At 46.0% G+C, this 25,981-nt stretch carries 7 protein-coding genes; all 7 read left to right on the forward strand.

Going from position 1 to position 25,981, the window contains the following annotated elements:
- Positions 1–10: 10 nt before the first annotated feature.
- Positions 11–6,166: a non-ribosomal peptide synthetase gene (locus LGZ98_RS06015; protein ID WP_262977822.1), complete on the forward strand. Its 6,156-nt coding sequence runs from the start codon at positions 11–13 to the stop codon at positions 6,164–6,166.
- Positions 6,166–17,892, forward strand: coding sequence for a non-ribosomal peptide synthetase/type I polyketide synthase (locus LGZ98_RS06020; RefSeq protein WP_262977823.1), 11,727 nt, complete (start codon positions 6,166–6,168; stop codon positions 17,890–17,892). Before LGZ98_RS06015 ends, LGZ98_RS06020 begins: the two co-directional genes overlap by 1 nt.
- Positions 17,889–18,986, forward strand: a complete 1,098-nt coding sequence (locus LGZ98_RS06025) for a Gfo/Idh/MocA family oxidoreductase (protein WP_113043379.1) — start codon at positions 17,889–17,891, stop codon at positions 18,984–18,986. Before LGZ98_RS06020 ends, LGZ98_RS06025 begins: the two co-directional genes overlap by 4 nt.
- Positions 18,986–19,789, forward strand: coding sequence for a thioesterase II family protein (locus LGZ98_RS06030; protein ID WP_229015630.1), 804 nt, complete (start codon positions 18,986–18,988; stop codon positions 19,787–19,789). Before LGZ98_RS06025 ends, LGZ98_RS06030 begins: the two co-directional genes overlap by 1 nt.
- 35 nt (positions 19,790–19,824) lie before the next feature.
- Positions 19,825–22,722 carry a salicylate synthase gene (locus LGZ98_RS06035; protein WP_390904651.1) on the forward strand — a complete coding sequence of 966 codons (2,898 nt, stop codon included), beginning with the start codon at positions 19,825–19,827 and terminating at the stop codon, positions 22,720–22,722.
- A gap of 193 nt (positions 22,723–22,915) precedes the next feature.
- Positions 22,916–24,082: a cupin domain-containing protein gene (locus tag LGZ98_RS06040; protein WP_113043381.1), complete on the forward strand. Its 1,167-nt coding sequence runs from the start codon at positions 22,916–22,918 to the stop codon at positions 24,080–24,082.
- Between the two features lie 711 nt (positions 24,083–24,793).
- Positions 24,794–25,828 (forward strand): Txp40, insecticidal toxin (previously name A24tox), encoded by a 1,035-nt coding sequence (locus LGZ98_RS06045; protein WP_113043382.1) that lies wholly within the window; start codon positions 24,794–24,796, stop codon positions 25,826–25,828.
- Positions 25,829–25,981: the final 153 nt, after the last annotated feature.

Genomic DNA, 25,981 nt, shown 5'->3' on the forward strand with positions numbered 1-25,981 from the left:
GGATATCTTCATGCACACGGATCTTGTCTCTCCAGATTCACTGCGTCAGATCATATCTGGCCTGTTTACTCAAAAAAATACACTGGTGGATGATAATGATGATTTAATTCGCAAAGGGCTGGACTCAATGCAAATGATGGCATTGTTAAACCAGTTGAGGCGTCAAGGATATCGCGTCACCCTTCGTGAACTTTATCAAAAACCCACACTGTATGCTTGGAGCCAGCTTCTGCAACGTCATGCGCCTGTTACTCACACAGCACTTAAGCCTGATGTGGCGCAGCCACTGATTACAGATGCTCGTCCGTTCCCGCTGACCGCGGTACAACATGCTTATTTTGTTGGGCGTTCGCCAGAGCAGACGTTGGGAGGAGTGGGTTGCCATTTATATCAAGAATTTGACGGTATCGGGTTGGAACCTGAACAACTGGAAACGGCAATTCATAGGTTGATTCAGCGACATCCGATGTTACGAGTGCGGTTTTTGCCCGATGGTCGCCAGCAAGGGATGGCTAATGCTTATTGGAAAAAATTAACGGTTCATGACCTGCGCAGCTTTACAGCAGACGAACAGCAACAAGCGCTGAGTAGTATACGTGAACAATTAAGCCATCGGGTATTACAGGTTGAACAAGGGGAGACATTCGATATTCAGCTAAGTCTGCTTGGTGAGAATCAGCACCGGTTGCACGCTAATATTGATTTGCTGATCATGGATGCCGCCAGTTTTAGCCTGTTCTTTACCGAACTGGCGGCATTAATTGTTAAACGTAACCTGCCTGTTATCCCTTCTGACTATGATTTTTGCAGCTATTTGGCGCAATATCAGGCGCAATTTGCTCAGGCTCGACAAGAAGCTGAGATATTCTGGCGTAACCGGTTAGATACCCTTCCCCCTGTCCCACAACTCCCTCTGACTAAGGAACCTTCCCTAATAAAAAACGTCCGCATTCAGCGCAGATGTTTCCGCTTGGCTCCTGAACATTGGCAACGTTTTAAACAACTTGCTCAACAAAACGGTGTTACGCCAACGATGGCATTGGCGACCGCATTTGCCGGTTTATTATCTCGCTGGAATCATGCCCCCCGCCTGTTGTTTAACCTGACATTGTTTGATAGAGCGCCGTTGCACACCGCAGTTGATAACCTGCTGGCCGACTTTACTAATATTCTGCTATTAGATATTCCCGCTGATAATTTGCCGTTCTGCCAACTCGCTAAAGATGCGCAGGCAACATTTGCCGAAGCTTACGAACACCGCTATTGGTCTGGTGTAGAAGTTTTACGTGAACTTAAAAAACGCGGTAGTCATCCATATGGTGCGCCAATTGTGTTTACCAGCAATTTAGGCCGACCTTTATATGGTGAAAATACCCGTGATGTTCTGGGAAAATCAAGTTGGGGAATATCACAAACACCTCAGGTATGGCTGGATTTCGTCGCATTTGAACATGAAAACACGCTGAATATTCAGTGGGATAGTAACGATGAACTCTTCCCTGATGGGTTAATGGATACCTTATTTACCGCTTATCAGGGGTTCATTGGAAATCTAACGGAAAACGCCACACAGTGGAGTAAAGAATTACCGGATCTGATGCCTAAATCGCAATACCAGCTTCGGTATCAGATCAATGACACAACTGAACCTTTGCCGGATGCCCTTCTGCATGAAGGTGTGTTTTTGCAAGCAGAACGTACACCAAATATTGTTGCTTTGGTGACTAATAATAAGGAAATCAGTTATGGTGAATTAAGTTTGGCCGCTCGCCGGTTAGCAACCGTGTTGCAAAAAATGTCGGTTATACCGGGAGATCGGGTTGCCATTAGCATGGAAAAAGGCGTCGGACAAATTGTTGCGGTATTGGCGATACTTTATATCGGCGGCGTTTATGTACCGGTTCCTGTTGATCAGCCAGTAAACCGACGTCGTGCTATCTGTGAAAGTGCTGGAATTCGTGTCGTTATCATTGATCCTGAACAACACATTGACCTTGAAAAACACATTGATTTTGAAAAACAAAGTGATGACTGGTCACAAGATGTACACTGTGTTTCCTGGCATCAGGATGAGCAATGGCCGCCTTTGGCAAACATGGTTAAGCGTGCGGTTACTGATCCGGCTTATATCATCTATACCTCTGGTTCAACCGGTATGCCAAAAGGAGTCGTTATCAGCCACCAGAGCGCACTCAATACCTGTTTGGATATCAATCGCCGTCATCAGGTCCAAAGTAGCGACCGGTTATTGGCACTCTCTGCTCTACATTTCGACCTCTCCGTTTATGACATTTTCGGTATTCTCACCGCGGGAGGTGCGCTGGTATTAATTAATGAAGCACAGCGTCGTGACCCATCAACCTGGGAAATGTTGATCGTGCGTCATCATGTGACGTTGTGGAATAGTGTGCCCGCACTGTTCGATATGTTACTGACCTATTGCGAAGGCATGGAGGTCGATGCGCCGAAAGCACTTCGTACTGTGATGTTGTCCGGGGACTGGATTGGCTTGTCACTGCCTGAACGTTACCGCGCCTTCAATCCTGATGGTGTTTTGAGTGCAATGGGTGGTGCAACAGAAGCGGCTATTTGGTCAAACGAATATATTATCAAAGAAGTTGAAGCACAGTGGCGCTCCATTCCGTATGGCTATCCTTTAGCTAACCAGCGTTACCGTGTCGTAGGTGAAGATGGCCGTGATTGTCCTGACTGGGTTGTCGGTGAGCTTTGGATTGGTGGTGCCGGGGTCGCATTAGGCTACTTTAATGATGAAGAACGCACTTCCGCTCAATTTGTTGTCGATCAAGGGGAACGCTGGTACCGCACTGGTGATCTGGGTTGTTACCATCCTGAGGGCTGGCTTGAATTTCTGGGACGTCGTGATAGTCAGGTAAAAATTGGTGGTTATCGAATTGAGTTGGGAGAAATTGATGCGGCCCTTAATCAGGTAATCGGAATCAGTAAAGGGGTGGCACTCGCCAGTGGCGAAAAAGAGAAGTCGCTAGTGGCGTTCCTTGAATTGGAAGGTGATTCTTTATGCCAACGGGTAAATCGTGCGCCTCAGTTACCCACTGGCTATCGTGAGCTGTTCCCTGCAATGCACGCAATAACCACGGATAACAGTGGACCTCAAGTTGCAATGTTCCTGCTGGAACATCTATCTCGTCACGGTATTACCTTTACTTCACCGCAATCATTGACAGATTGCTTGAAACGTTATCAGCCCCAACCGGAATACCATGACTGGTTTGCCCGTATGTTGGCATATCTTTGCCAATGTAAGGTACTGGTTGAATCTACACAGCATATATATCAGGCCGGATGGTTACCTGTTACATCCGATAATGAGGCGATAGGTATCCCGGAACGTTGGCATGCGGTGCTACATGATGTTCTTACCGGGCAACAGACGGCGATCGCATTACTTGACGATCCGCAATTCGCACCGGAACAACAATTGTTTGTGTTGCCAGAAACCCAGCAGTGGTTGGCAGGGTTGCAACAGGTCATCACTGCCCTTTCTCAGCGATTACAACGCCCCGTGACTTTGATGGAGTTTGATGCTCGCAGCGGTCGTTGTGCGCAGTGGTTGGCAGAGCATATTACTGATCAGCACCTCTGTTATCTCGGCTTTGAACGTTCTCAAGCACTGGTCAATCAGGCGCGAACACGGCTGAGCGGTTATGCTCATGCATCAGTACAATATTGGTCTGAACAACGTTGGCCTGAACAAGTTCCTGAATCGCTGCAACATCAGGCTGATATTATTCTGCTGAATAACGTATTACACCGGGAAGAAGATCCCGCATGTTGTGTCAAGGAATTGGTACCACTTGCTCAACCTGGCGCGTTGATATTGGCAATGGAGTTACAACAGGCATCGTCTCTTTCCCTGATTACGACTGAATTGCTTTCACCTCAAGGTATTCAATTACGCTCTGCGTCACAGTGGTTATCGCTATTACCACAACGATTGCCATTACAGGCTGAAACGCCAATTACCATCGGTAACCTTAATGTATTATTGATGCAATCAGGTGACAGTGTCACCATCCCCGATCGGGAAAAGATTAAATCGGTGCTGGCACAACATTTGCCGGGATATATGATTCCACAGCGCTTGCATATCATTCCTCGCCTGCCACTGACACCTAACGGCAAAATTGATCGTAAGGCGTTGTCGCAAGAACTACAGTCTGCGACAAAAACAGAGACATCATCACGCCGGAATGAAGTGGTTTTGTTAAATGCAGTTGAACAAACCGTGGTTGACATTTGGCAACGCTTGCTCAATACAGAGCAACTGGGCCGTGACAGTGACTTTTTCCAACTTGGTGGAGACAGTCTTCTGGCTACACGCTTAGTTGGTGAACTGACACAACAAGGCTTCAAAGGTGAACTGGGCCATCTTTTCCGTAACCCACAATTAGCTGCATTTGCGGCTACGCTGGTTCCTCTGGCTGAAACCTCATCAGCAGCGTGTGCTCTGCCGAAAGAGCAAAATGAATACCACCCTTTCCCACTCACGGAAGTTCAGCAGGCTTATTTGGTCGGGCGCCATCCGGGTTTCGCTTTAAGTGGTGTTGGTGCGCATTTCTTTATTGAATACCGGATAGAGCAATTAAATGTTCAACGTTTAAATCGGGTGTTAAATCGTCTTATCCAGCGTCATCCAATGCTCAGAACCGTGGTTGTTAATGGGCAGCAACAGGTATTAGAAAATGTCCCGCAGTTCTCCGTCAAACAACATCAATTCACCAATATTACGCAGGCCGACACATTACGTGAACAGCTTTCACATCAGGTATTAGATGCCGGCAACTGGCCGGTATTCGATTTCCAGCTTGCGCAAGATGATGGAATTATCTCCCGGCTATTTGTCAGTCTGGATAATCTGCTATTAGACGGGTTGAGCATGCAGATATTGCTGGCCGAATTAGAACAGCTCTATCTCGACGAGCAACATGAATTGCCACCATTGAAAGTGACATTCCGGGATTGTGTGTTACGCCAGCAGCAAATGCCGACGCACCAGCATTCGCTGCAATATTGGCAGGAGCAAGTGAAAACATTACCACTGGCACCACAATTGCCACTGCGTATTGCCCCGGAAAAGGTTCAATCCCCACGTTTTGTGCGCTATAGCGATCGGTTATCTGCATATGAATGGAGCCAGTTAAAACAACATGCAGCGCCTTATCAGATAACGCCTTCCGCGCTATTAATTGCGGCTTATGCAGCGGTTCTTTCTGCATTCAGTACTAAACCGGAGCTAACGCTCAACCTTACCCTTTTCGATCGTCCGCACTGGCATGAAGATATTAATCACATTCTGGGTGATTTCACTTCTCTGTCATTACTGGCTTGGCGTCCGGAGAAAAATTGGTTATCGAGTGCCCGTAGATTGCAACAACAGCTCTGGCAGGATCTGGATCACCGTCACATTTCAGCAATTAGAGTGATGCGTGAATTGGCACAGAGCCGTAGCCCCGATGCGGCCATTATGCCGGTCGTTTTCACCAGTGCATTGGGAACACACCAAGGGCAATTTCTTTCGCATTCATCATGGATGAAACCCGTTTGGGGTATTTCCCAAACGCCACAAATCTGGTTGGATCATCAGGTTTATGAATCTGATAATGAACTTTGTCTAAATTGGGATGCTGTCGAAGAATTGTTTGAACCGCGTCAGTTGCAAAACATGTTCAATAGCTACATGACGCTGTTGCGTACCCTTGCGGCACAACCAGAAAGTTGGCATGCAGCACTGGAGCAATTGATGCCGCGGCAGCAATCCGTGATGGTTGAAAATACTGCTGTTGCCATTGCGCCATCACTGCGTTCAGCGGGATATGACCCACAAATATGCAGCGAAATTCAACGCCTGTTCTTGTCCATAACAAATCATCCTATTAACACACAACAAAACTTTTTTGAGGCAGGAGCCAGCTCGCTACAGCTAATTCAATTGCATAGCAAATTACAACATGCGGGTTTTCATCATCTTGCCGTGACTGATTTATTTGCTTATCCAACAGCAGAGACGCTCAGTTTGCGCTGCCGGAAGGCTCCCCACGACGGAAATCGCCAGTCGATTACCCCTCGTCAGCGTCAACAACAAAAGCGTTTGCAACAACGGGAAAAACGTCATAAAGGAGCTGCATAATGACTGATTTAACACCTCACTATGATAATTGCGATCCTATTGCAGTGATTGGCCTTGCCTGCCGCTTTCCGCAGGCGCCAGATAGCGATACTTTCTGGCATAACCTGCAACACGGAGTTGAGTGTACTGTTCCACTCTCCCGTCAAACATTATTAGATGCAGGTATTCCTCCTGAAGTTATTGAGAGTGAAAATTTTGTCAATCGGGCAGCAATATTAGAGAAGGCGGAACAATTTGACGCCTCGCTGTTTGGTTATTCACGTCAGGAAGCGGAGATGCTCGATCCTCAACAGCGTCTTTTTCTCCAGACTGCCTGGCATGCCCTTGAGCATGCCGGTTATGCGCCACGCCATGTCCCGTTGAAAACCGGTGTTTTTGGTAGTAGCCGAGTCAGTACTTGGCCTTCATGGTCACAATTTTCCATGACTGATGTTGGCAAAGTTAAAGGGCTTCAAGCGTTAATCAGTAACGATAAAGATTATCTTGCGACACGTACCGCTTATAAATTAAACCTAAAAGGCCCGGCACTGACGGTACAAACAGCGTGTTCAAGTTCACTGGTTGCCGTACATATAGCTTGTGAAAACCTGCGTGCCGGTGAGTGTGACATGGCGTTGGCTGGTGGTGTGGCAGTTTCTTTCCCGCAAGAAAGTGGTTACTTGTATCAGCCGGGAATGATCTTCTCCCCTGATGGGCATTGCCGCCCTTTTGATAGCCAAGCAAATGGCACCTATGGTGGCAATGGCGTTGGTATTGTCACGCTAAAACGCCTGAGTGATGCTCTACGCGATGGCGATCCCATCATGGCTGTGCTACGTGGCAGTGCAATTAATAATGATGGCAATGAGAAAGTTGGCTTTACTGCCCCTTCGGTTAACGGTCAGCGCAACGTTATTATCGAAGCACTTCAACTGGCGGATGTCAGTGTTGATGATGTTGGTATGATCGAGGCACATGGCACAGGAACGCCTCTTGGCGATCCGATAGAAGTTGACGCGTTACGCAACATATTTTCTGGCCGTAGTGTGACGGTACCGCCTTGTTATCTTGGCTCAGTGAAAAGCAATATGGGCCATCTTGATACGGCTGCCGGCATTGCTAGCTTGATTAAAGCGGTTCTGTCTGTTTGGCATGGACATATTCCACCGACGATCAATGTTCAGCAACCCAACCCAGCTTTACGGTTGGAACAAAGTCCATTCAAGCTGGCAACACAAGGGCAACGCTGGACACAAGCATTACGTACCGCAGGCGTCTCTTCGTTTGGTATTGGTGGTACTAACTGTCATGTCGTCGTGCAATCATTGCCAGAGGAATTACGTCGTCACCGTGTCCATCATGCGCAGACTTCGCCTTTATTGCTTTCCGCTGCTTCTGAATTTTCATTACGTCAATTGGCCCAACGTTATGCGGCTGCACTCAATGGTGCACCAGAGCATCATGCAGATTTGGCATGGACCGCATTACAGGGGCGTGATTTTTCATTACCTTGGCGTTTAGCGTTGACGCTAACGTCACAGAGTGCTGCAAATTTATCCGCTTTTGCCAACAAGAAACCAACACAAAATGTTTTCAGTGGGCAAATCAATAGCGAAAGTAAGCAACTTTGGCAATTTAGCGGCCAAGGTTGCCAATGGTCTGGCATGGGAAAAGCAATGTATGCCAGCTCTCCTGTTTTTTCCGCTATGTTGGATCGTTGCTGTGCAGCCTGTGCATCAGAGCTGGCATTGCCATTAAAAGCCGTGATGTTCGGAGAGCATGATGCCGCATTAGCCACCACCGAATACGCACAACCGGCAATTGTGGCGCATCAGATTGCACTGGCGGCACATTGGCGGGCGCTTGGATTGAAGCCTGATTATGTATTGGGGCACTCGGTTGGTGAATTTGCCGCTGCCGTTGTTGCCGGGATTCTCACACCTGAACAGGTGATGCCGCTCGTTGCGGTACGAGGCAAACTAATGCAAAGCTGCTCCCAAGGGGGCGCAATGCTGGCGGTTTTTGCCAATGAAGAAGAAGTACTTCCGTTCGTTCATTCGCTGGCATTAGATTTGGCGGTTTGCAATGGCCCACAACACTGGGTTTGGGCCGGTACAGAGACGGAAATTGCTACCTTGGCACAACGCCTGGAACAACAGCAGATTCGTTGCCAACGTCTAAACGTTGCCTGTGCAGCACATTCAGCCATGCTTGATGGTGTACTGGAGGCATTTTCTCTGCGTTGTAGCCAGTTGCAACCTACATTGGGGGAAATTCCGCTGATTTCTACCCTGACAGCCAATATTGCAACGGCTGAACAATTAGGTTCACCGGACTACTGGCGTAACCATATGCGTCAGACCGTACGCTATTACCCGGCGGTTGAATTTGCCCGCCAGCAAGGGGTGGCATTATTTATGGAGATGGGGGCTGATGCACAACTAACAGGCATCGGGCGGCGTGTCAGTCTGCCACAGGAAATCTGGGTTGCTGGTGCGCAGCGTCAAAGCTCTCCAGAGACAGCTCAGCAAACGGCTCTTATGCAACTTTACTGTGCTGGTGTGCATCTTGACTGGCCGCATCTTTTCTCGCTTACTGGGGGAAAATGTCATGCTCCGCTCTATCCATTTGATGAGCAGCATTATCGCTTCCCTGCAACTAAATCTGTGCAGCCCACAACCAATATCAATGCTGGACTTGATGTAAATGCTCTGCTCGATCCTGCCATTGAGCAAAACCCCGATGCTGCAACACTACGTGAGTTGTATACCGATGCATTGGTATATCAATGTCATGGGCGTGATATTGAACAAGGTTTCAGTGCTATCGACACTATTCGAGCTGGCCGTCTGCAACCTCGTTGGCGCCCTTTGTTGGAACAATTGCTAACCTATTGCGTCCAGCAAGGTTATTACCGGGAAGTTTCTGGGCCAACAACAAGTAAAATGTATCGTCCTGATCGTCCCCTGCCATATGCCAAACGCAGATTATTAGAGACACGTTTACTCACTGCTTTCCCCGCTTTGATTTATGCGGGTGAGCGTCTATTTGCCCTGTTAAGCGATCGTTGCGATCTGCCGCGTCAGTTTGTATCAACACAAGCTGCGACCAACTCATGGCTTCCCGCACCACAACCGTGTCCCGACACCCACTATGCCCTACACTGGCGTACAATAAACATCACAGATAACCCAAGATCTTCAACGGCATATATTCTTCGTTCTTCAACTGCGAATGACGAGATAGTTAATCATTGGTGTCAGGCGGGTATTCATTTACAGCCAGAAAGCGGAAATATCTTATTGCTGCTTACTGGCAGTGATGTACTTGAATTATGCAATCAAGTTATTACCGAACTAAAACGTGATGAAGAAATACCATTAACCGTTGTCACCTGTGGTGCTCAACCGGAAACCACCTTATCACCAGAGAATATCAATCCAGCTCAATATGCTGTCTGGGCATTGTTACGTGTCGCAGTTGAAGAATATCCCCATCGTCGTATTCAAGCGATTGATATTGCTGATATCAACGATGCTAACGCTTTGTCATTAGCGCTTGGATATTTAAGTGAACATAACCGTTGGCTGAGAATACGTGGCAACCAACTCTCGGTACCCGTTTTACAACGTCAATCCTTACTGCTTTCTCAACAGCCGATGTCGATTCCTCATCAGGGTTGGCATATCGTGACTGGGGGAATGGGTGGAATTGGTCAGATTTCCATCCGTTGGTTGTTGGCCCAAGGCGCACGTAGAATCGCGGTATTTGCTCGTCGTCAGCATGCGGATTGGGACGCTTTTGTTCAAGAGTTATCACTGAATATTGAATGTGAGATCCGCTGGATTAACGTTGATGTTACTGATACGCCAGCTTTGTTAAATGCAGTGCAGACGCTGGCACAAGAGGATGGTATCGCCGGGGCAATTCATGCGGCGGGTATCGCTGATCACACCCGGTTGGCAGAACTTGAACCTCAACGTCTGTCACAAATGTTATCGATAAAAGCCCTAAGTGCATCGGCATTGCAAATTGCTCTTAAGCAACATAATGCACACTATCTGTTGCTTCATTCTTCTGCCGCATCAATGTTAGGTGCCCAAGGGCAAGGTGCTTATGCCGTTGCCAATGCTTACCTGGAATCTTTGGCGCTGACAGCACCGAGTCCGTTGATGGTAAAAACACTGGTTTGGGGTGTTTGGGGTGGCGTTGGTATGGCCCGCGAGCGGCGATTAGTGGAAAAATTGGCACAAGATGGCATGTTACCGTTCAGCGTCAATGAAGGTATTTGGCATTTTAATCAATCTCTGCGTACCGCATCTCCTTGCTATCTGGCAATACGGTTAGATGAGCATCATCCTGATATTTCGCGACGTTTACAGGCTGACATTGCTCATATCCATCCAGTGGCAACCCCAGCTCCTTCACACTCTGTCGATAACAGGCTGTATCAGGACAGTGAAGAACGGCTTAATTGGTTGCGTCAACGTATTGCTGCATTGCTACGATTAGAACAGCCTGAATGTTTGGCACCGCAACAGGATTTACTGCAACTTGGTTTGGATTCCCTATTGTTCCTGGAGCTAAATGCGGTGATCCACCAGCAATTTGGTTTCAGATTAACTGCCGAGTTGGCTTATCAGAATATGACTTTAGTGGGGCTTAATCGGCTTATTGGCGACGCATTACCTGAACAACCAGTAACCTGTTCTCAGCCTGAGATCATTATTGACAGCGCCCAACGTCATGCTCCATTCCCGTTAACACCCATTCAGCACGCTTACTGGATTGGTCGTACTCAGGCCATTGATTTCGGCGGTGTCGCGTGTCACGTCCTATTTGAATGGGATTTGACACTGGATGGTTTTGATATTCCGCGTTTTGAACAGGCATGGAATGCTTTAATTCAGCGTCATGGCATGTTGCGCATGGTAGTGGATGAAGACGGGCAACAAAGAATTTTGCCTGAAACGCCTTGGTATGTGTTATCACAAGATGATTTGCGTATGCTGGATGAAACCGCTTACCAACAGGCGCTGGTTCAGCGTCGTCATACGCTTTCTTACCAGGTCCCGCCAGCAGAACAGTGGCCGTTGTTTGAAGTTTCTGTTTCTCTGCTACCGAATGCACGCTGTCGCTTACATATGAATCTGGATCTGTTGCAGTTTGACGTACAGAGTTTCCGGATCATGATGGACGATTTGCAACGCGCTTACCACCAGCAACTACTGATCCCGCAGGTGTTTACTTTCCGTGACTATGTGATGGCGGAACAAGCTCAACGGGCAAGTAAAGAGTGGCAGGCATCATGGGCATATTGGCAGGAACAATTACCTTCGTTGCCTCCGGCGCCAAGATTACCGCTGAATCCACAACTGCCTCAGCGTAGTCAACCACAATTCACAACTTATGAAGGTCGATTAGCACAATCTGATTGGCAAATGCTTAAACAACGCTGGCAACAATGGGGCGTGACTCCTTCTGCCGGTCTGCTGACGCTGTTTGCTCATACTCTGGAATGGTATAGCCGTCATCCGTTGTTTACTCTCAACCTGACATTCTTTAACCGTCAACCTTTCCATCCAGAGGTTCAAGATCTGATTGGTGATTTTACCTCAGTCATGTTGATGGATTTTGATTTACGTAAAATAACCTCCTTGCGTGCCAGCATGGAGAAAACACAAGCTTTGCTGTGGCAACGACTGAGCCACAACTATGTCAATGGTGTTGAGGTGTTGCGAGAACTTGGCCGCCAACAAAATGGTGAATCACAAAGCAGGCAACCGCTGACGCCGGTAGTTTTCACCAGCATGTTGGGAATGGCACAAGAAGGCGTCGCCATCAAACAATCCATCACTCAGTTACTGGGTGATCCCGTCTTTGTTCTGAGTCAAACCCCGCAAGTCTGGCTGGATCATCAGGTCATGGAAGTGGATGGTGATTTACTGTTTAACTGGTACTGCATGGATGATGTATTGGCACCGGGGGTTATTGAAGCACTATTTGCTGCTTATAATGCGCTGTTAGTGCAAATTTGTCATCAGCCTGACTGCATAGAACATTATGATCTTCATATTCCCCCTTCCGGTCATATCCGTTATAACTTCTGGCCGCAACAACCTGAATTGCATCAAGCTGAACAATATTTGCGTGATAAACCTGAAATACGGTTGGCAGAAATTCAGCCACGTCAGGACGACACGCAAGGTTATAACTTATGGCTGGTGGCAGAGGACAATTTGCCATTATCGCTACCAGAACCATTGGCAATAAACACCGATCAGTTACCGCTGCCTGAGTTAACTGAACAACAGGCATTTGAGCGCTCTTGGCAACATATTGAGCAGCAAGCGTTATTTGGCCTGAGCCAGACATTACTGCGTCATAATCTGTTCACTTATCCTCAGCAATGTCACACTCGTGCAGAAATTGAACAACGTGTACAACTGGCGCCACAGTATCAGCGTCTTCTTACTCAATGGTTGGCGTTATTAAACAACCAAGGATTGATTGAGAAAACCGCTGATGGATACCGTTGTCTGCAACCGCTTAATCGTGTTCTTGCTCCTACAGCAAAACTGGACGATGCCGTATGGTGTCAAACGATTAGCCGTTATGTTGCAACATGTATCGAGCAACATGATGTCCTGCTTGCCGGGCGAGGTAATGCGTTGGAACTGCTGTTTGCCGATAAACAGACCACTGCCAGCCTCTATAGTGAGAATCCAGCGTTACGATGCCTGAACCAAACTGCCGCTGAAATTGTCCGGCAATTGAGTCAAGTATCTGATCATTTCACTGTACTGGAAGTCGGTGCAGGAACTGGAGCAACCTCAGCGAAGGTACTTGAGCATAATGCACAATCGATTGAACGCTATCACTTTACCGATGTTTCGCCGCTATTTCTGGATGATGCACGCCAGTTGCTTAATCACTATGGCGAAACTGTAAAATTTGCGCTGTTCGATATTAATCAGCGTATTGATTTTAGCCAGCATCCTGAATCCGGTTATGACCTGATTATGGCGGTTAACGTGTTACATGATGCAACTCATCTGCGAAACACCTTGCAACGCCTGTCACGGTTACTAAAAACCGGTGGAGGGTTGCTGATTATTGAATCGACGAAACGCGAAAGTGCGATGCAACTCGCCAGTGTTGGTTTTATTGAAGGCATTAATGCCTGGAGTGATGATCGCGGCGATAGTGCATTGATGGCGCTTGCGGACTGGCGTAAGTGCTTGGAGAAATCCGGCTATCGGGTTTCATTGGAATGGCCGGGGCAAGATGGGCCAGAACTGCATCAACAACTGATTCTGGCGCGGGCTGAACGGCAAGCACGGCTCAATATCAGTGAAATAGCGGCACAATTTTCCACTTTGCCTTATTCATTGCATGTTCAACAGCAAGAACAATTACCATTGATCATGACCGCTAAAGAGAGCGTAGCACAGCGATCAATTCCGGAAGCAGTACAACCGGAAACAGAGGATAACCAGCTCCATGATATAGAGCAGCAGGTAATCGCGCTCTGGTGTTCACTGCTTCCTCAGCCAATACAGCGCCACAGTGACTTTTTCCAAAGTGGCGGTGACAGCTTAATTGCTACCCGAATGGTGGTGCAATTGCGTCGACAAGGTTACGAACAGGCAAATCTACAACAGCTTTTTGAACATCCTAAGTTGAGTGAGTTTTGTCGCACCTTGCGAATAGTTGAAACAGTTGAAACAACACCCGCTACACAGGCTGTTCCACTTGAGACTAAGCCAGCATCGGAGCAGACGCTTCCACTTACTGCGTTGCAATATGCCTATTGGTTAGGCGAAAGCCAGCTATTCCAATTTGGTAACGGTATTGCGCATTTCTACGCTGAACTGGCTATCAACGATCTTGATCTGCCACGTTTTACCACAGCTTGGAACCGTGTGGTGAGTCATCATGCGCAATTACGTGGTTATGTGAAGGATGGGCAATATCATATTCTGCCGGAAGTGCCCTGCTATACCCCGACGGTAATTGACTGTCGTAACATGACGCCGGCTCAACGCGAGACAAAACTCGCTGATGCCCGCGATATCTTGCGCACTAAAGGTGTTCCTAGCGATAACTGGCCGCTGTTTGATTTGACGCTATATCGTACTGATGACCGGGTATGTTTATTGCATTTGACTATCGACCTACTGGTTGCTGATGGCAAAAGTCTGACGTTAATCCTACGCGATTTTCAACGCGGATATCAGGAACCTAACTGGCAGCCAGAACCACCGGCAGCGACTATTAGTGACTATATTCAAGCACTGGAGGATGAGAAAACGGGGGAAGCCTGGCAACAAAGCCGGCAATATTGGCTTAATCGCTTACCTTATCTGCCTGATGCTCCGGTGTTACCGTTAAAAGATCATCAGTCACAAGAACTTAATCAACAATGTCTGACGGGATATATCAGTCCGCAACAATGGCAGCGTTTGCAACAACGTGCAGCAGAATACCGAGCTTCACCATCACAGGTTATGCTGACGTTATTCACCCATATTCTAGCGGTATGGAGCAACAGCGAGCATTTCACCATCAATGTTCTGCATGGCAACCGACTGTTAATGCCGCAACATTGCGATACGCTGGTCGGAAATCTGTCCACTACATCATTGTTGGAAGTGGATTTACGCAATAGCACAGGATTCAGTGATGCGCTAAGTCGGATACAGAAACAGTGGTTAGCTGATCTGCAACATGCTCTATTTGACGGACAACTGGTACTCCGAGAGAAAAATCAGCACCGTCACAATCTAAACGCCGGTATGCCGATTGTGTTCAACGATACAACCGGTACAGCGGGTCAAGGGCCGGCAGGATTGGGAACGCTGAATCTCTTTGGTGCGCAAACACCGCATGTTTATCTCGACTGTATGCTGATTTCCGGTTCAGATGGTGGCGTTATCATTCAATGGGCAATTTTGCCGCAACTGTTCCAGCCACAAGTTGCAGAAAACATGTTTGCGCATTATCAGGCTAGTGTCGTCTCCCTGCTTGAACCCGATTACCAATGGAGCGCCTTACTTCCAGAGTGGCTCCCGGTAAGTGATCAGATTTTGTGCCAAGATAGTAATGCGACAAAGAATGTGTTTCCGCCCCATACGCTCTGTTCGTTAATTGAGCAGGCGGTAAATCGCTACCCACAACGTACCGCTGTAGTCGATGTTTATCGTCAAATCGATTACCGCACTTTGTGGTCACAAAGCCTGACGCTGGCTGCCCATCTACAAGCACAAGAAAATCAGCATTCGCCTCTGATTGGCGTGGTGATGGAAAAAGGTTGGGAACAGATTATCGCGGTTATAGCGATTTTATTGGCGGGACGGGCTTATCTACCTATTGATGCCAGCTACCCGCAACAACGCATCCATCAGCTATTGGCATCAGGGGAAGTTGATATTGTATTAACTCAACCTAAGTTTGCTCAACAGCTGAGTTGGCCTGATGGTGTACAGGTTATCTCTCTGGATGAAATATTACTTAACCGCTTGCCGAAAAATACCGGTGGACAGCGTTTGTCTGCCCATCCTGAGGATTTGGCTTATGTGATCTTCACATCAGGTTCTACCGGCAAACCGAAAGGGGTGATGATAGATCATCAAGGTGCGGTTAATACCATTCTTGATATTAACCAACGCATTGCTCTCAATGAACACGATAGCGTACTGGCAATATCAGAATTAACATTCGATCTTTCAGTTTATGATCTGTTCGGTACTTTAAGTTGTGGGGCAAAACTAGTTATTCCTTTTTCTGGTGACAGACGACAACCTGACAAGTTATTAACGTGGTTACAACAAGAATCAGTCACAGTTTGGAACTCTGTTCCGGCATTTGTACAACTGCTTGAGGAGTACGCCAGAGATTATCCGCACTCCTTAGAGAATCTGCGCTGGATATTGATGAGTGGTGATTGGATACCAACCAGTTTGCCAGAAAGATTATCTGCCCTTCACCCTGCCCTGAATATTCTTAGTTTGGGCGGTGCAACTGAAGCGTCAATCTGGTCTATTGCCTATCCTATCGTTCAAGTTGATCCAAACTGGCGCAGCATTCCATATGGAAAACCACTGGCTAATCAGACTTTCTATGTGCTTAATGCAACGCTTTCCCCCTGCCCGGTTTGGGTAACGGGGGAACTCTATATTGGTGGACAAGGGTTAGCGCTAGGCTACTGGGCTGATTTAGAAAAAACTGCACAAGCCTTTATTACCCATCCTCAAACCGGTGAACGGTTATACCGCACTGGTGATTTAGGGCGTTGGCGGCCAGACGGTAATATTGAGTTTCTGGGACGCAATGATCATCAGATTAAGATTCGTGGCTATCGGATTGAGTTAGGCGAGATCGAACATCGCTTATGCGAGCATCCGGATATACAACAAGCATTAGCATTTGCACATACTACGTCAACCGGTGCATTGCAACTTGTCGCAGGTTTGCGTTTATCTGACGAAGCCCCGCTATCTACAGAACTTTTACCGGTTCTGCCTCATTGGTTGCAACAGACCTTGCCCGTCTGGATGTGTCCACAGCGATTTATCATTCTTGATGCGATCCCTGTATCCGACAACGGCAAAATTGACCGACGCGCGTTGGCAGCTTTGGTTGAGGAAGCGACACAGGATATCAATCCAATATCAGTTGCTTGCAGTGTGATAGAACAAGCTGTGTTGAACCTTTGGCAATCAGTATTGGAACAACAAGCTATCAGTGTGCATGAGAGTTTCTTTACGTTAGGTGGAGACTCTCTAGCAGCGGTACGGTTAATGGTGAAAATCAATCAGACTTTTGACCGTCAATATCCACTCAGCCTGTTACAAACTTACGATACCGTACACTCTTTGGCTGAATTCATTGAACATCAGCCAGAAAACCCTTGCCAAGGGGTGATATTGAATGAGGGAAGCGTTGAACAACCTGCCCTGTTTATCGTCCATCCTATTGGTGGACATCTGTTGGGGTATCGTCATTTAGCAGCCAATTTTGGTGACCAACGCATGATTGGGTTGGCATTTTCGCCAGATAATTTAAATACAGATACTCCTTCTGTGGCAGCGTTGGCGGCTGACTATATCAGTCAAATCCGAGCGTTCCAGCCACAAGGACCTTATGCCTTGGCAGGATGGTCGTTCGGTGGATTGGTGGCTTATGAAATGGCTCATCAATTACGTGCGGTGGGTGAAAGAGTTTCTCAATGTATCCTGATTGACAGCTTTGCGCCAAATGTGCGCACCGATTTGACGCTGAATGAAACATTTTGTCATCGTCATTTCTTGCTCGATTTGCAGGGGCAATTCCCTGGTTTGACGCTGAATAATCATGTTATCACTGCTGATACTAAGACTTTCCTTAATGCGTTGCACGATGCCTTACCGCAATCTGCCCAGATTGATAGCTCGCTGACCGCACTTTATGACGTGTGGCGCCATAACCTGAACGCGTTGCTTGACTATTGTCCGCCGCAGACTTCACAGCCTTTCTGGCTTATACGGGCAGCACAGGAACTACCTGATTTTATGGATTATCTCGATCCAACCACTATCGCCTCAATCGATCTTGGCTGGCAGGCTTTTGGGCCAGTCAATGTGACACAACTTGCGGGCGATCATTACACCTTGTTCCAACATGAACATGTTGGCTCATTGGTGACTTGTCTGAAAGATATCTTGAATTCAGTACCAACCACTAATCTTGTTAAGGAGAACATATGATAAAGCCACGGCGGGTTCTGATTGTCGGTTCGAAATTTGGCGAATTATATCTTAATGCGTTCTTACAACCTCAGTCTGGTTTGGAATTAGCCGGTATTTTGGCACAGGGCAGTGCTCGCTCGCAGCAACTTGCCTGTGATTTTAATGTGCCCCTATTCCGCTCACTGGATGAACTACCAGATGATATTGATATTGCCTGCGTGGTAATACGGGCGGAGGTTATTGGCGGCAAAGGCGATCAGCTCACTCAGGCACTTTTGGCGCGTGGAATTTCTGTCATTCAGGAACACCCCCTTGATGCCGAAGCCATTAAAAGACATCAATTAACCGCAAACAAACATGATGCAATGTTTTGGGTAAATAGCTTTTATAGCCAATGTCATGCTGGAAGAAGTTGGTTACATGCAGCGCGGCAAATCACTCACTTATCACAGCAACGTCCGGTAAGTGGTTATCTGACAACCAGTCGCCAATTGCTATTTTCCGCGCTCGATCTGTTGTTACAGGCATGTCACTGTCCGGAACAGATGGAGATAGTCTATGTCGGTCAGCGAAGCTGTGCATTTCATTGCTTTGAACTTAGCTTCGCAGGGACAACAGTAACATTAAATGTACAATCCTATCTGGACCCGAGAGATCCCGATATGCACAATCTGGTCATGCATAAAATGACGCTGATCTGGCCTGTCGGTTATCTTACGCAGGAAGCCAGTTACGGGCCGGTCATCTGGACACCCGTCCTTCATGCACCTGATCATCTGAACAACGAGCAAAGCCTCTACCTGAATGCCAGTCAGCCGGATGATAACTATCTGCACCAAGCAACATCACAAATTCTTTGTCCGGCAACCAAAAACTGGATGACAGCATTTGAATGTGATGGTGCTAAAGGTGTGGCATTTCTGCTCAATACCTTAGGTTCTGTATTAAACGGTGCCCTCTGCCCACCTGCTTTTGCTTACGATTACCAACTGCGGTTAGCAGGTTTATGGCAACAAATTTTGCGTATCATGGGAGAACCTGTTACTCAGGATTTATCGGCCCCTGTTTGGATTGAGCCAGCAAAATTGATGTTAACTAAGGAAGAATGTTGATGACGTGGGCACTCCCTGCACACCCGATGATTCGTCCTTGCCTGACGACTCACGGTAAACCCAAATACACGCTGTTAATCTGCCCCTTTGCCGGGGGCAGTACCAGTGCATTCCGCCACTGGGCCACGCTAGAAAATTCAGATATAGCGGTTTCACTAGTGATTTACCCCGGACGAGACAGCCGTATGGCGGAAAAGGCAGCTACCAATATTGCGCCATTGGCGCAATCACTTTCTGACCTGATGGTGTCATTCACCCCCGTACAGAGAGAGAATCTGATACTTGTCGGTCATAGTATGGGGGCCCAAGTTGCTTTTGAAACTTGCCAACGTCTTGAACAACAAAATTGTTCACCCAAGGCACTGGTGCTTTCGGGGTGCCATGCACCTCATCTTCAATCCCGCCGCCAACTTAGCGGATTACCTGATCATGAGTTTATTGAACAATTGATTGATATCGGCGGTTGTAGCCCGATTTTGCGAGAAGACCCCGGCTTGCTTGCGCTGTTCTTACCAATGCTACGGGCTGATTTTCTTGCTACGGAACATTATCACCGGCTCGTTCAGACTGACGCGGTAAAACTGCAAACACCAACATTACTGCTTTATGGCAGTGAAGATAAAGAGGCTTCTGCGATAGAAGTTCAGCAGTGGCAACAATGGCTTGCAGACGGAGAGCAACACCTTTCATATCGCTACAAGGAGATTGTAGGCGACCATTTTTATATTACTCAAGAACCTGAGAATTTTATTCGTCACGTTACACAATTTATACAATATGTTTGTTTACAGGAGTCCGCATAATGGCACCTTTTTCTATTCTAGGGAAAACAATTACTATGACGCCAGACTACCTTTGGAATGGCAAAACGCTGGACCAACAACTTGCCGGGTGGGCTGGTATTTGGGGCGATAAAACAGCGCTGATCTATCAAGAACAACAACTAACTTACCGTGAATTGCACCAATCCGCAGAGAGATTGGCCAGCGGATTGTTTCGTCGTGGGATCCGTCGTGGGGATAACGTTATGGTACAACTGCCTAACCGTATCTCCTTTGTCGTTACCTGTTTTGCCCTGTTTAGGCTAGGCGCTCATCCGGTGTTATTAATGCCGACACAGCGGACTCATGATGTTCATGCCCTTTGCCAGATTGCACGCCCGGTTGCTTACATTATCTCCGATTGCTTCCATGATTTTGACTACCGAAAAATGGCACGAGAAATTGTGGCATCTTGCCCCGATCTAAAACACATTATTGTTGATGGAGAAGCGGAAGAATTTACCGCATTGGCATCCATTGATGATGAACCGGTAAATATTCCCGGCCCAAGTTATGGTGATATTGCTGTATTGCTGCTTTCGGGCGGAACAACCGGTACACCGAAACTCATTCCCCGTACTCACGATGCTTATACCTATGATTTTGTGCTGTCAGCCCGTCTATGTACGGTAAATACAGAAAGTGTTTATCTAGCCGTACTGCCTGTGGCACATAACTTCACACTAGGAAGCCCAGGTATTTTGGGTACCCTTTCCCAAGGCGGAAGTGTCCTTCTGAGTGATACCGCCAGTTTTGACGAGGCCATGCCGCTAATCGAGCAATACAAAGTGACCCATCTGGCATTAGTACCGGCTCTGGCTCGGCTCTGGGAACAGGCTCGCGACTGGGAACAAAGCGATCTTTCATCCTTACGCTGTTTGCAAGTGGGTGGTGGCAGGTTAACACCAGAACTAGCGGAACAAGTAATAGCACGCCTTGGGCCTTTGCAGCAGGTGTTTGGTACAGCGGAAGGATTACTCTGTTATACCCGATTGGATGATCCCCACGAGGTCATCATTAATACCCAAGGGCGTCCGTTATCAGAAGAAGATGAGATCAAAATTGTTGATGCCAATTTACAACCTGTAGTACCCGGTGAGGTAGGAGAACTGATTACACGTGGTCCCTACACCATTACGGGATATTACCGTGCAGAGCTGCATAATACCGTGGCTTTCACCGCCGATGGGTTCTATCGCACCGGCGATCTGGTTCGTATGACCTCAGATGGCAACCTGATCGTTGAGGGCAGAATTAAAGAGCAGATTAACCGCAGTGGTGAGAAAATTTCGACCCAAGAAGTTGAGACCTTGCTGCTGCAACACCCTGACATTGATGATGCCGTTGTCATTTCTGTGCCTGATGAACTGTTGGGTGAACGAACCTGCGCCTGTTTACCTAACAACGGCAATCAACCGGAACCGATGCAGATAGCGGAATTTCTACAACAGAAAGGGGTTCAGCGTCATAAAATTCCTGACCAATGGTTGTTTGTCCCATATTGGCCACTTACCACCGTGGGAAAAATTGATAAACGCCGCTTGGTACAGATGGCACAAGCAGAACATAGCCGCCCAATGCAGCAATATCATGAACAAACTGTTGTTATTACCAGCACTCCGTTAGATTTGATCACACATTTGCTTTCAGACGACGATGCACAACCTTATATGCTCTATGAAACAAAAGGTGAGTGGTCATTGGGGATAGGCTGTGCAGCAACCATTAGTGCAGATGCATCGGGACAATTAATTGATCCACAAGGTAATCGTCATCCATACGATATCAGCACATTAAGTCAAAAACTTGAACAGGCGCTCAATGCTCTTCCTATTCAGGATTGGCGGGCTTATGGCAGAACTTTATTTGAATTCTCCCATATGACATATGGGTTGCCATTAGCACAGCAAAACGAAGCATTAATAAAAATCACTATTCCACAGCATGAATTTCGTATAACTCCAGGACAGGTTCTGATACGAACTCTTGAAGAGAGTCAACTCACCATATTGAAGGAAAAAATTAGCCGGGTTGATCAATTAAGTACACCTGTTTTCCCGTGGATAAAAGATATGGAAATTATCAGTACATCAGACGCCGCGAAACGTTATCAGGATAATGTCGCTAATGCGGTTAAGGACATTGCTTCTGGCCACTATCAAAAAGTGATCCTGTCACGTCGGGTTGAACTTGGCTCGGATATTGATATGCCACACAGTTACTGGTTAGGCCGCCAAGCTAACACACCTGCTCGCTCCTTCTTCTTACGTGATGAAGATTTCTCTGTTTATGGTTTTAGCCCGGAAACCGTAGTTGAAGCGGATGGTTCAGGCTGGATTAGCACGCAACCATTGGCTGGTACCAGAGCATTGACACATGATAAAGATCAGGATCAACGATTGAGAGCAGATTTGCTTTCTGACCCGAAGGAGATCTCTGAACATGCTGTTTCGGCTAAATTAGCATTAGAGGAACTGGCACCGATTTGTCAGGCTGACACACTTTGTGTATCAGAGTTTATGGCGATTCGTGAACGAGGTTCAGTACAACATTTGGCATCACGAGTAAAAGGATTACTACAAACAGACAAAAATCGTTGGGATGCGTTCATCGCCCTATTCCCGGCCGTAACCGCTTCGGGAATACCGAAAAAACCTTCTTTACAGGCAATTTCACGTTATGAAGATGAACCACGCCGGCTTTATAGTGGTTGTGTCATGTTATTGGATAGCTCAGGCAAACTGGATGCAGCGCTGGTATTACGTTCTCTCTATCAGCATCAAGGGCGCTGTTGGCTCCAGGCTGGTGCAGGATTGGTCAGAGATTCAAAACCAGAAAGAGAATGGCAGGAAACTTGTGAAAAACTTGACTGCATTATGAAATACGTTCGCCCTTGCTCTGGCAAAAAAGAGTAAATGAAGTAATAACATTTCAGGGAAAACCAGAGTTGTCTCTGATTTTCCCTAGACGACTAATTTTCTACTATGCTTAATTAGTCACCTCTAATTTTTCCTTCCGTGACAACCATTAACTTAAAAAAACCAAACAAATAGATATCAGCTTGCAACTATATCTTGCTGGTACCCATTTTACTTGGAGGCAATAAATATGTTTTCTCGTCGTGATATCTTGAAGGCATCCGCAATTGGCGCGGCGGCGGCTAGTATGGGCAGTATGATTAAATCCGCTGTTGCTGATGAACAGCACAATACAGTCACTACTGGCAAGAATAAACAGCCAATAAATACTAAAAGTTTGTATAAATATAAATTCACAGATAGTAAAAAACGGGTATTGGAAAATGGATGGGCACGGGAAGCTACGATAGAACAATTCCCGATATCTGAAGGGATTGCGGGTGTTGATATGATGCTTGAACCGGGTGGCGTGCGTGAACTCCATTGGCATGCTGTTGCCGCTGAATGGGCATATATGCTTGAAGGGCACGCACGTATTACCATTATCGATCCGGAGGGCAAAAGTGAAGTAGCTGATTTTGGTCCCGGCGATGTATGGTATTTTCCCAAAGGTCATGGTCATTCCATTCAGGCGCTTGAAGATGGTGCGCATTTTATTCTGACTTTTGATGACGGACACTTCTCGGAATTTGGCACTTTCAGCATCACTGATTGGATAACACATATGCCGAAAGAGGTGCTTGAGAAAAGTGTCAACATGCCAGCATCCGTTTTTTCTAAAATCAAACAGGGTGAAGCTTACATTGTCGGTGGAGCTATCCCGCCAAAACTTCCCCTACCTGCTGACGATGGCGGATTGAACGATGCTCCACTCACCCACCGTTATGAGCTCTTGAAAAATAAACCTTTCTTCGAGAACGACTCTGGGAGTATTTATCGGGCATCATCGAAGGAATTTCCCATTTCTACAACTATCACTGGTCTCATCGAGATCATCAAACCTGGCGCAGTACGTGAGCTACATTGGCATCCTAATGCCAACGAGTGGCAATACTACATTTCAGGTAAAGGACGTATGACCGTGTTTAGTTCTCATGGACACGCACAAACTGCAAAATATGGGCCGACCGACGTCGGTTACGTTCTTCAGGGATTTGGTCACTATATCGAAAATATTGGCAACGATGACCTTAAAGTACTGGTTGTATTAGATAACGGTATCTACCAAGATATTTCACTTTCTGATTGGTTAGCTAAAACGCCGTCTTATCTGCTTGCGGATAACTTCAACAATAATCCCTCCGATTGGGTGGACCGTCCTAAGGATAAGCTAGTTATATCGCGCCGTAGGGCTTGAGATATTACACTTTGTGGTGTATTGAAAACCTATTACCCGTCATCTTTCAAGTTGCCTCTTTGTTGGCTGCACTTACTCACCCCGGTCTCATCGTTATCTATGCTCCCGGGGATTCGCTCCCTTGCCGTCGCGATGCATCTTGAAATCCATAGGGTATATGTTAGTTTAATTAAAAGAATATAAAATCTTGTAAATGATAATCGTTTTACAGGTTAATCATTTTTTCATATGATTAACTTTCTCTTATTACTTTTGTTTCCCTTTTTCGGTAATCGAAAACCACCTTTTTATCGGTAATTAGGTCAGCCAAGGGTTAAAAGAATAAGCGCCTTATTCCCTGTCATGTTTAATGTTTATTTTACACTTATACAACCTGCCGTGACCATTTAAAAACGTTTTGTTAACATAAAGTTATCCTATTCTCCAAGTTCGTTTGGCTTTAGTGCGTTATCTTTTTTCTTTCACTTATTCCATTATTTATTTAACTAATCTTAACATAATGATTTAAATAGAAAAATATCAACATAAGATGTGAAAATAAAAGCTTGCTAATAATTCTCATGTAAAGTAATTTTATATTGAAATTAATGATTAAAAAGACAGAGAAAACCCTATATTTAAAGCTTAAATTTATATTGGTAGCGATAAATTTAGGCGCTCTCTGCCAGAAGATTCATAGTTCAATAAACACTAACATGATGGAGAAATATAATGGATATAAAATCTGCAACAGCTTCTAGTCTAATACAATTAACACCTGATGATAGAAGTGGATATCCACCCGTTGAAACGCAAATAGCAGGAGATATAATACGTGTACTAAACTTTAAGCAAACAGATGAGGGTTATACTGCATCACATGGAATTGAATATCGAGCTAAGAAAATAATATTAGCGTACGCTTTAGCTGTAAGTGGTATTCATGATGTATCTCATCTTCCTGGTGACTATTATAAGAATAAAGAGACTGCTGAAAGAATTTATCAAGAATATATGTCTAATCTTTCATCTGCACTATTAGGTGAAAATGGTGATCAAATTTCTAAAGATATGGCAGATGGTTTTTACAAGAATGAACTGGATTTTGAAGGTGAATATCCTCAAAACATTTGGAATATTCCTGATCTTGAAAATAAACCATTGAGTGCTTATTCAGATGACGATAAATTATTAGCACTATATTTTTTTGCTGCACAGGAAATTCCACTGGAGGAAAATCAACAATCAAATACCGCAAGATTTTTTAAATTAATTGATTTATTATTTATCTTATCTGCTGTAACTTCACTAGGAAGGAGGATTTTTTCAAAAAACTTTTACAATGGGTTAGAGTCTAAATCATTAGAGAATTATATTGAGAGAAAAAAGCTTTCTAAACCTTTCTTTCGACCACCGCAGAAATTACCTGATGGCAGAATAGGTTACTTGGCCAGCCCAACAGAACCGCCTAAATGGAGAGTTAGTTTGCAAGAACTTAAAAATAACAAATCCAGGAATGGATTTACTAATATGGAAGGTGCTGCAAAACAAAAGTATAGCTCATTTATAAAAGAGGTGCAAAAGGGGAACGATCCACTGACAGCAGCAAAAAGTATTGGTACAGCAAGCGGCAGTAACTTGGAAAAACTGCCGAATAATTTATATAGTGTGAGGCTAAGCCAAAAAGACAGGGTAACCTTCAATCTAAATAATACTGACAGTACAATGACGATTCATAGTGTTGGAACTCATTATAAAAATATATGATGTGTGATCTCTGGCTTTGATTGACAGAACATTTTTAAGCTCTCATTTTTTCAACGGGAGTTTCATAAGGCGTTTTACCTTTCAAACCACTGTTGTGGTCTGTGATAATTGTAAAACGCCTTCCATTTAGCTAATACACTTTACTAACAAGAA

The organism is Photorhabdus kayaii (assembly GCF_025384895.1).
In the GTDB taxonomy this organism is placed as follows: Bacteria; Pseudomonadota; Gammaproteobacteria; order Enterobacterales; family Enterobacteriaceae; genus Photorhabdus; species Photorhabdus kayaii.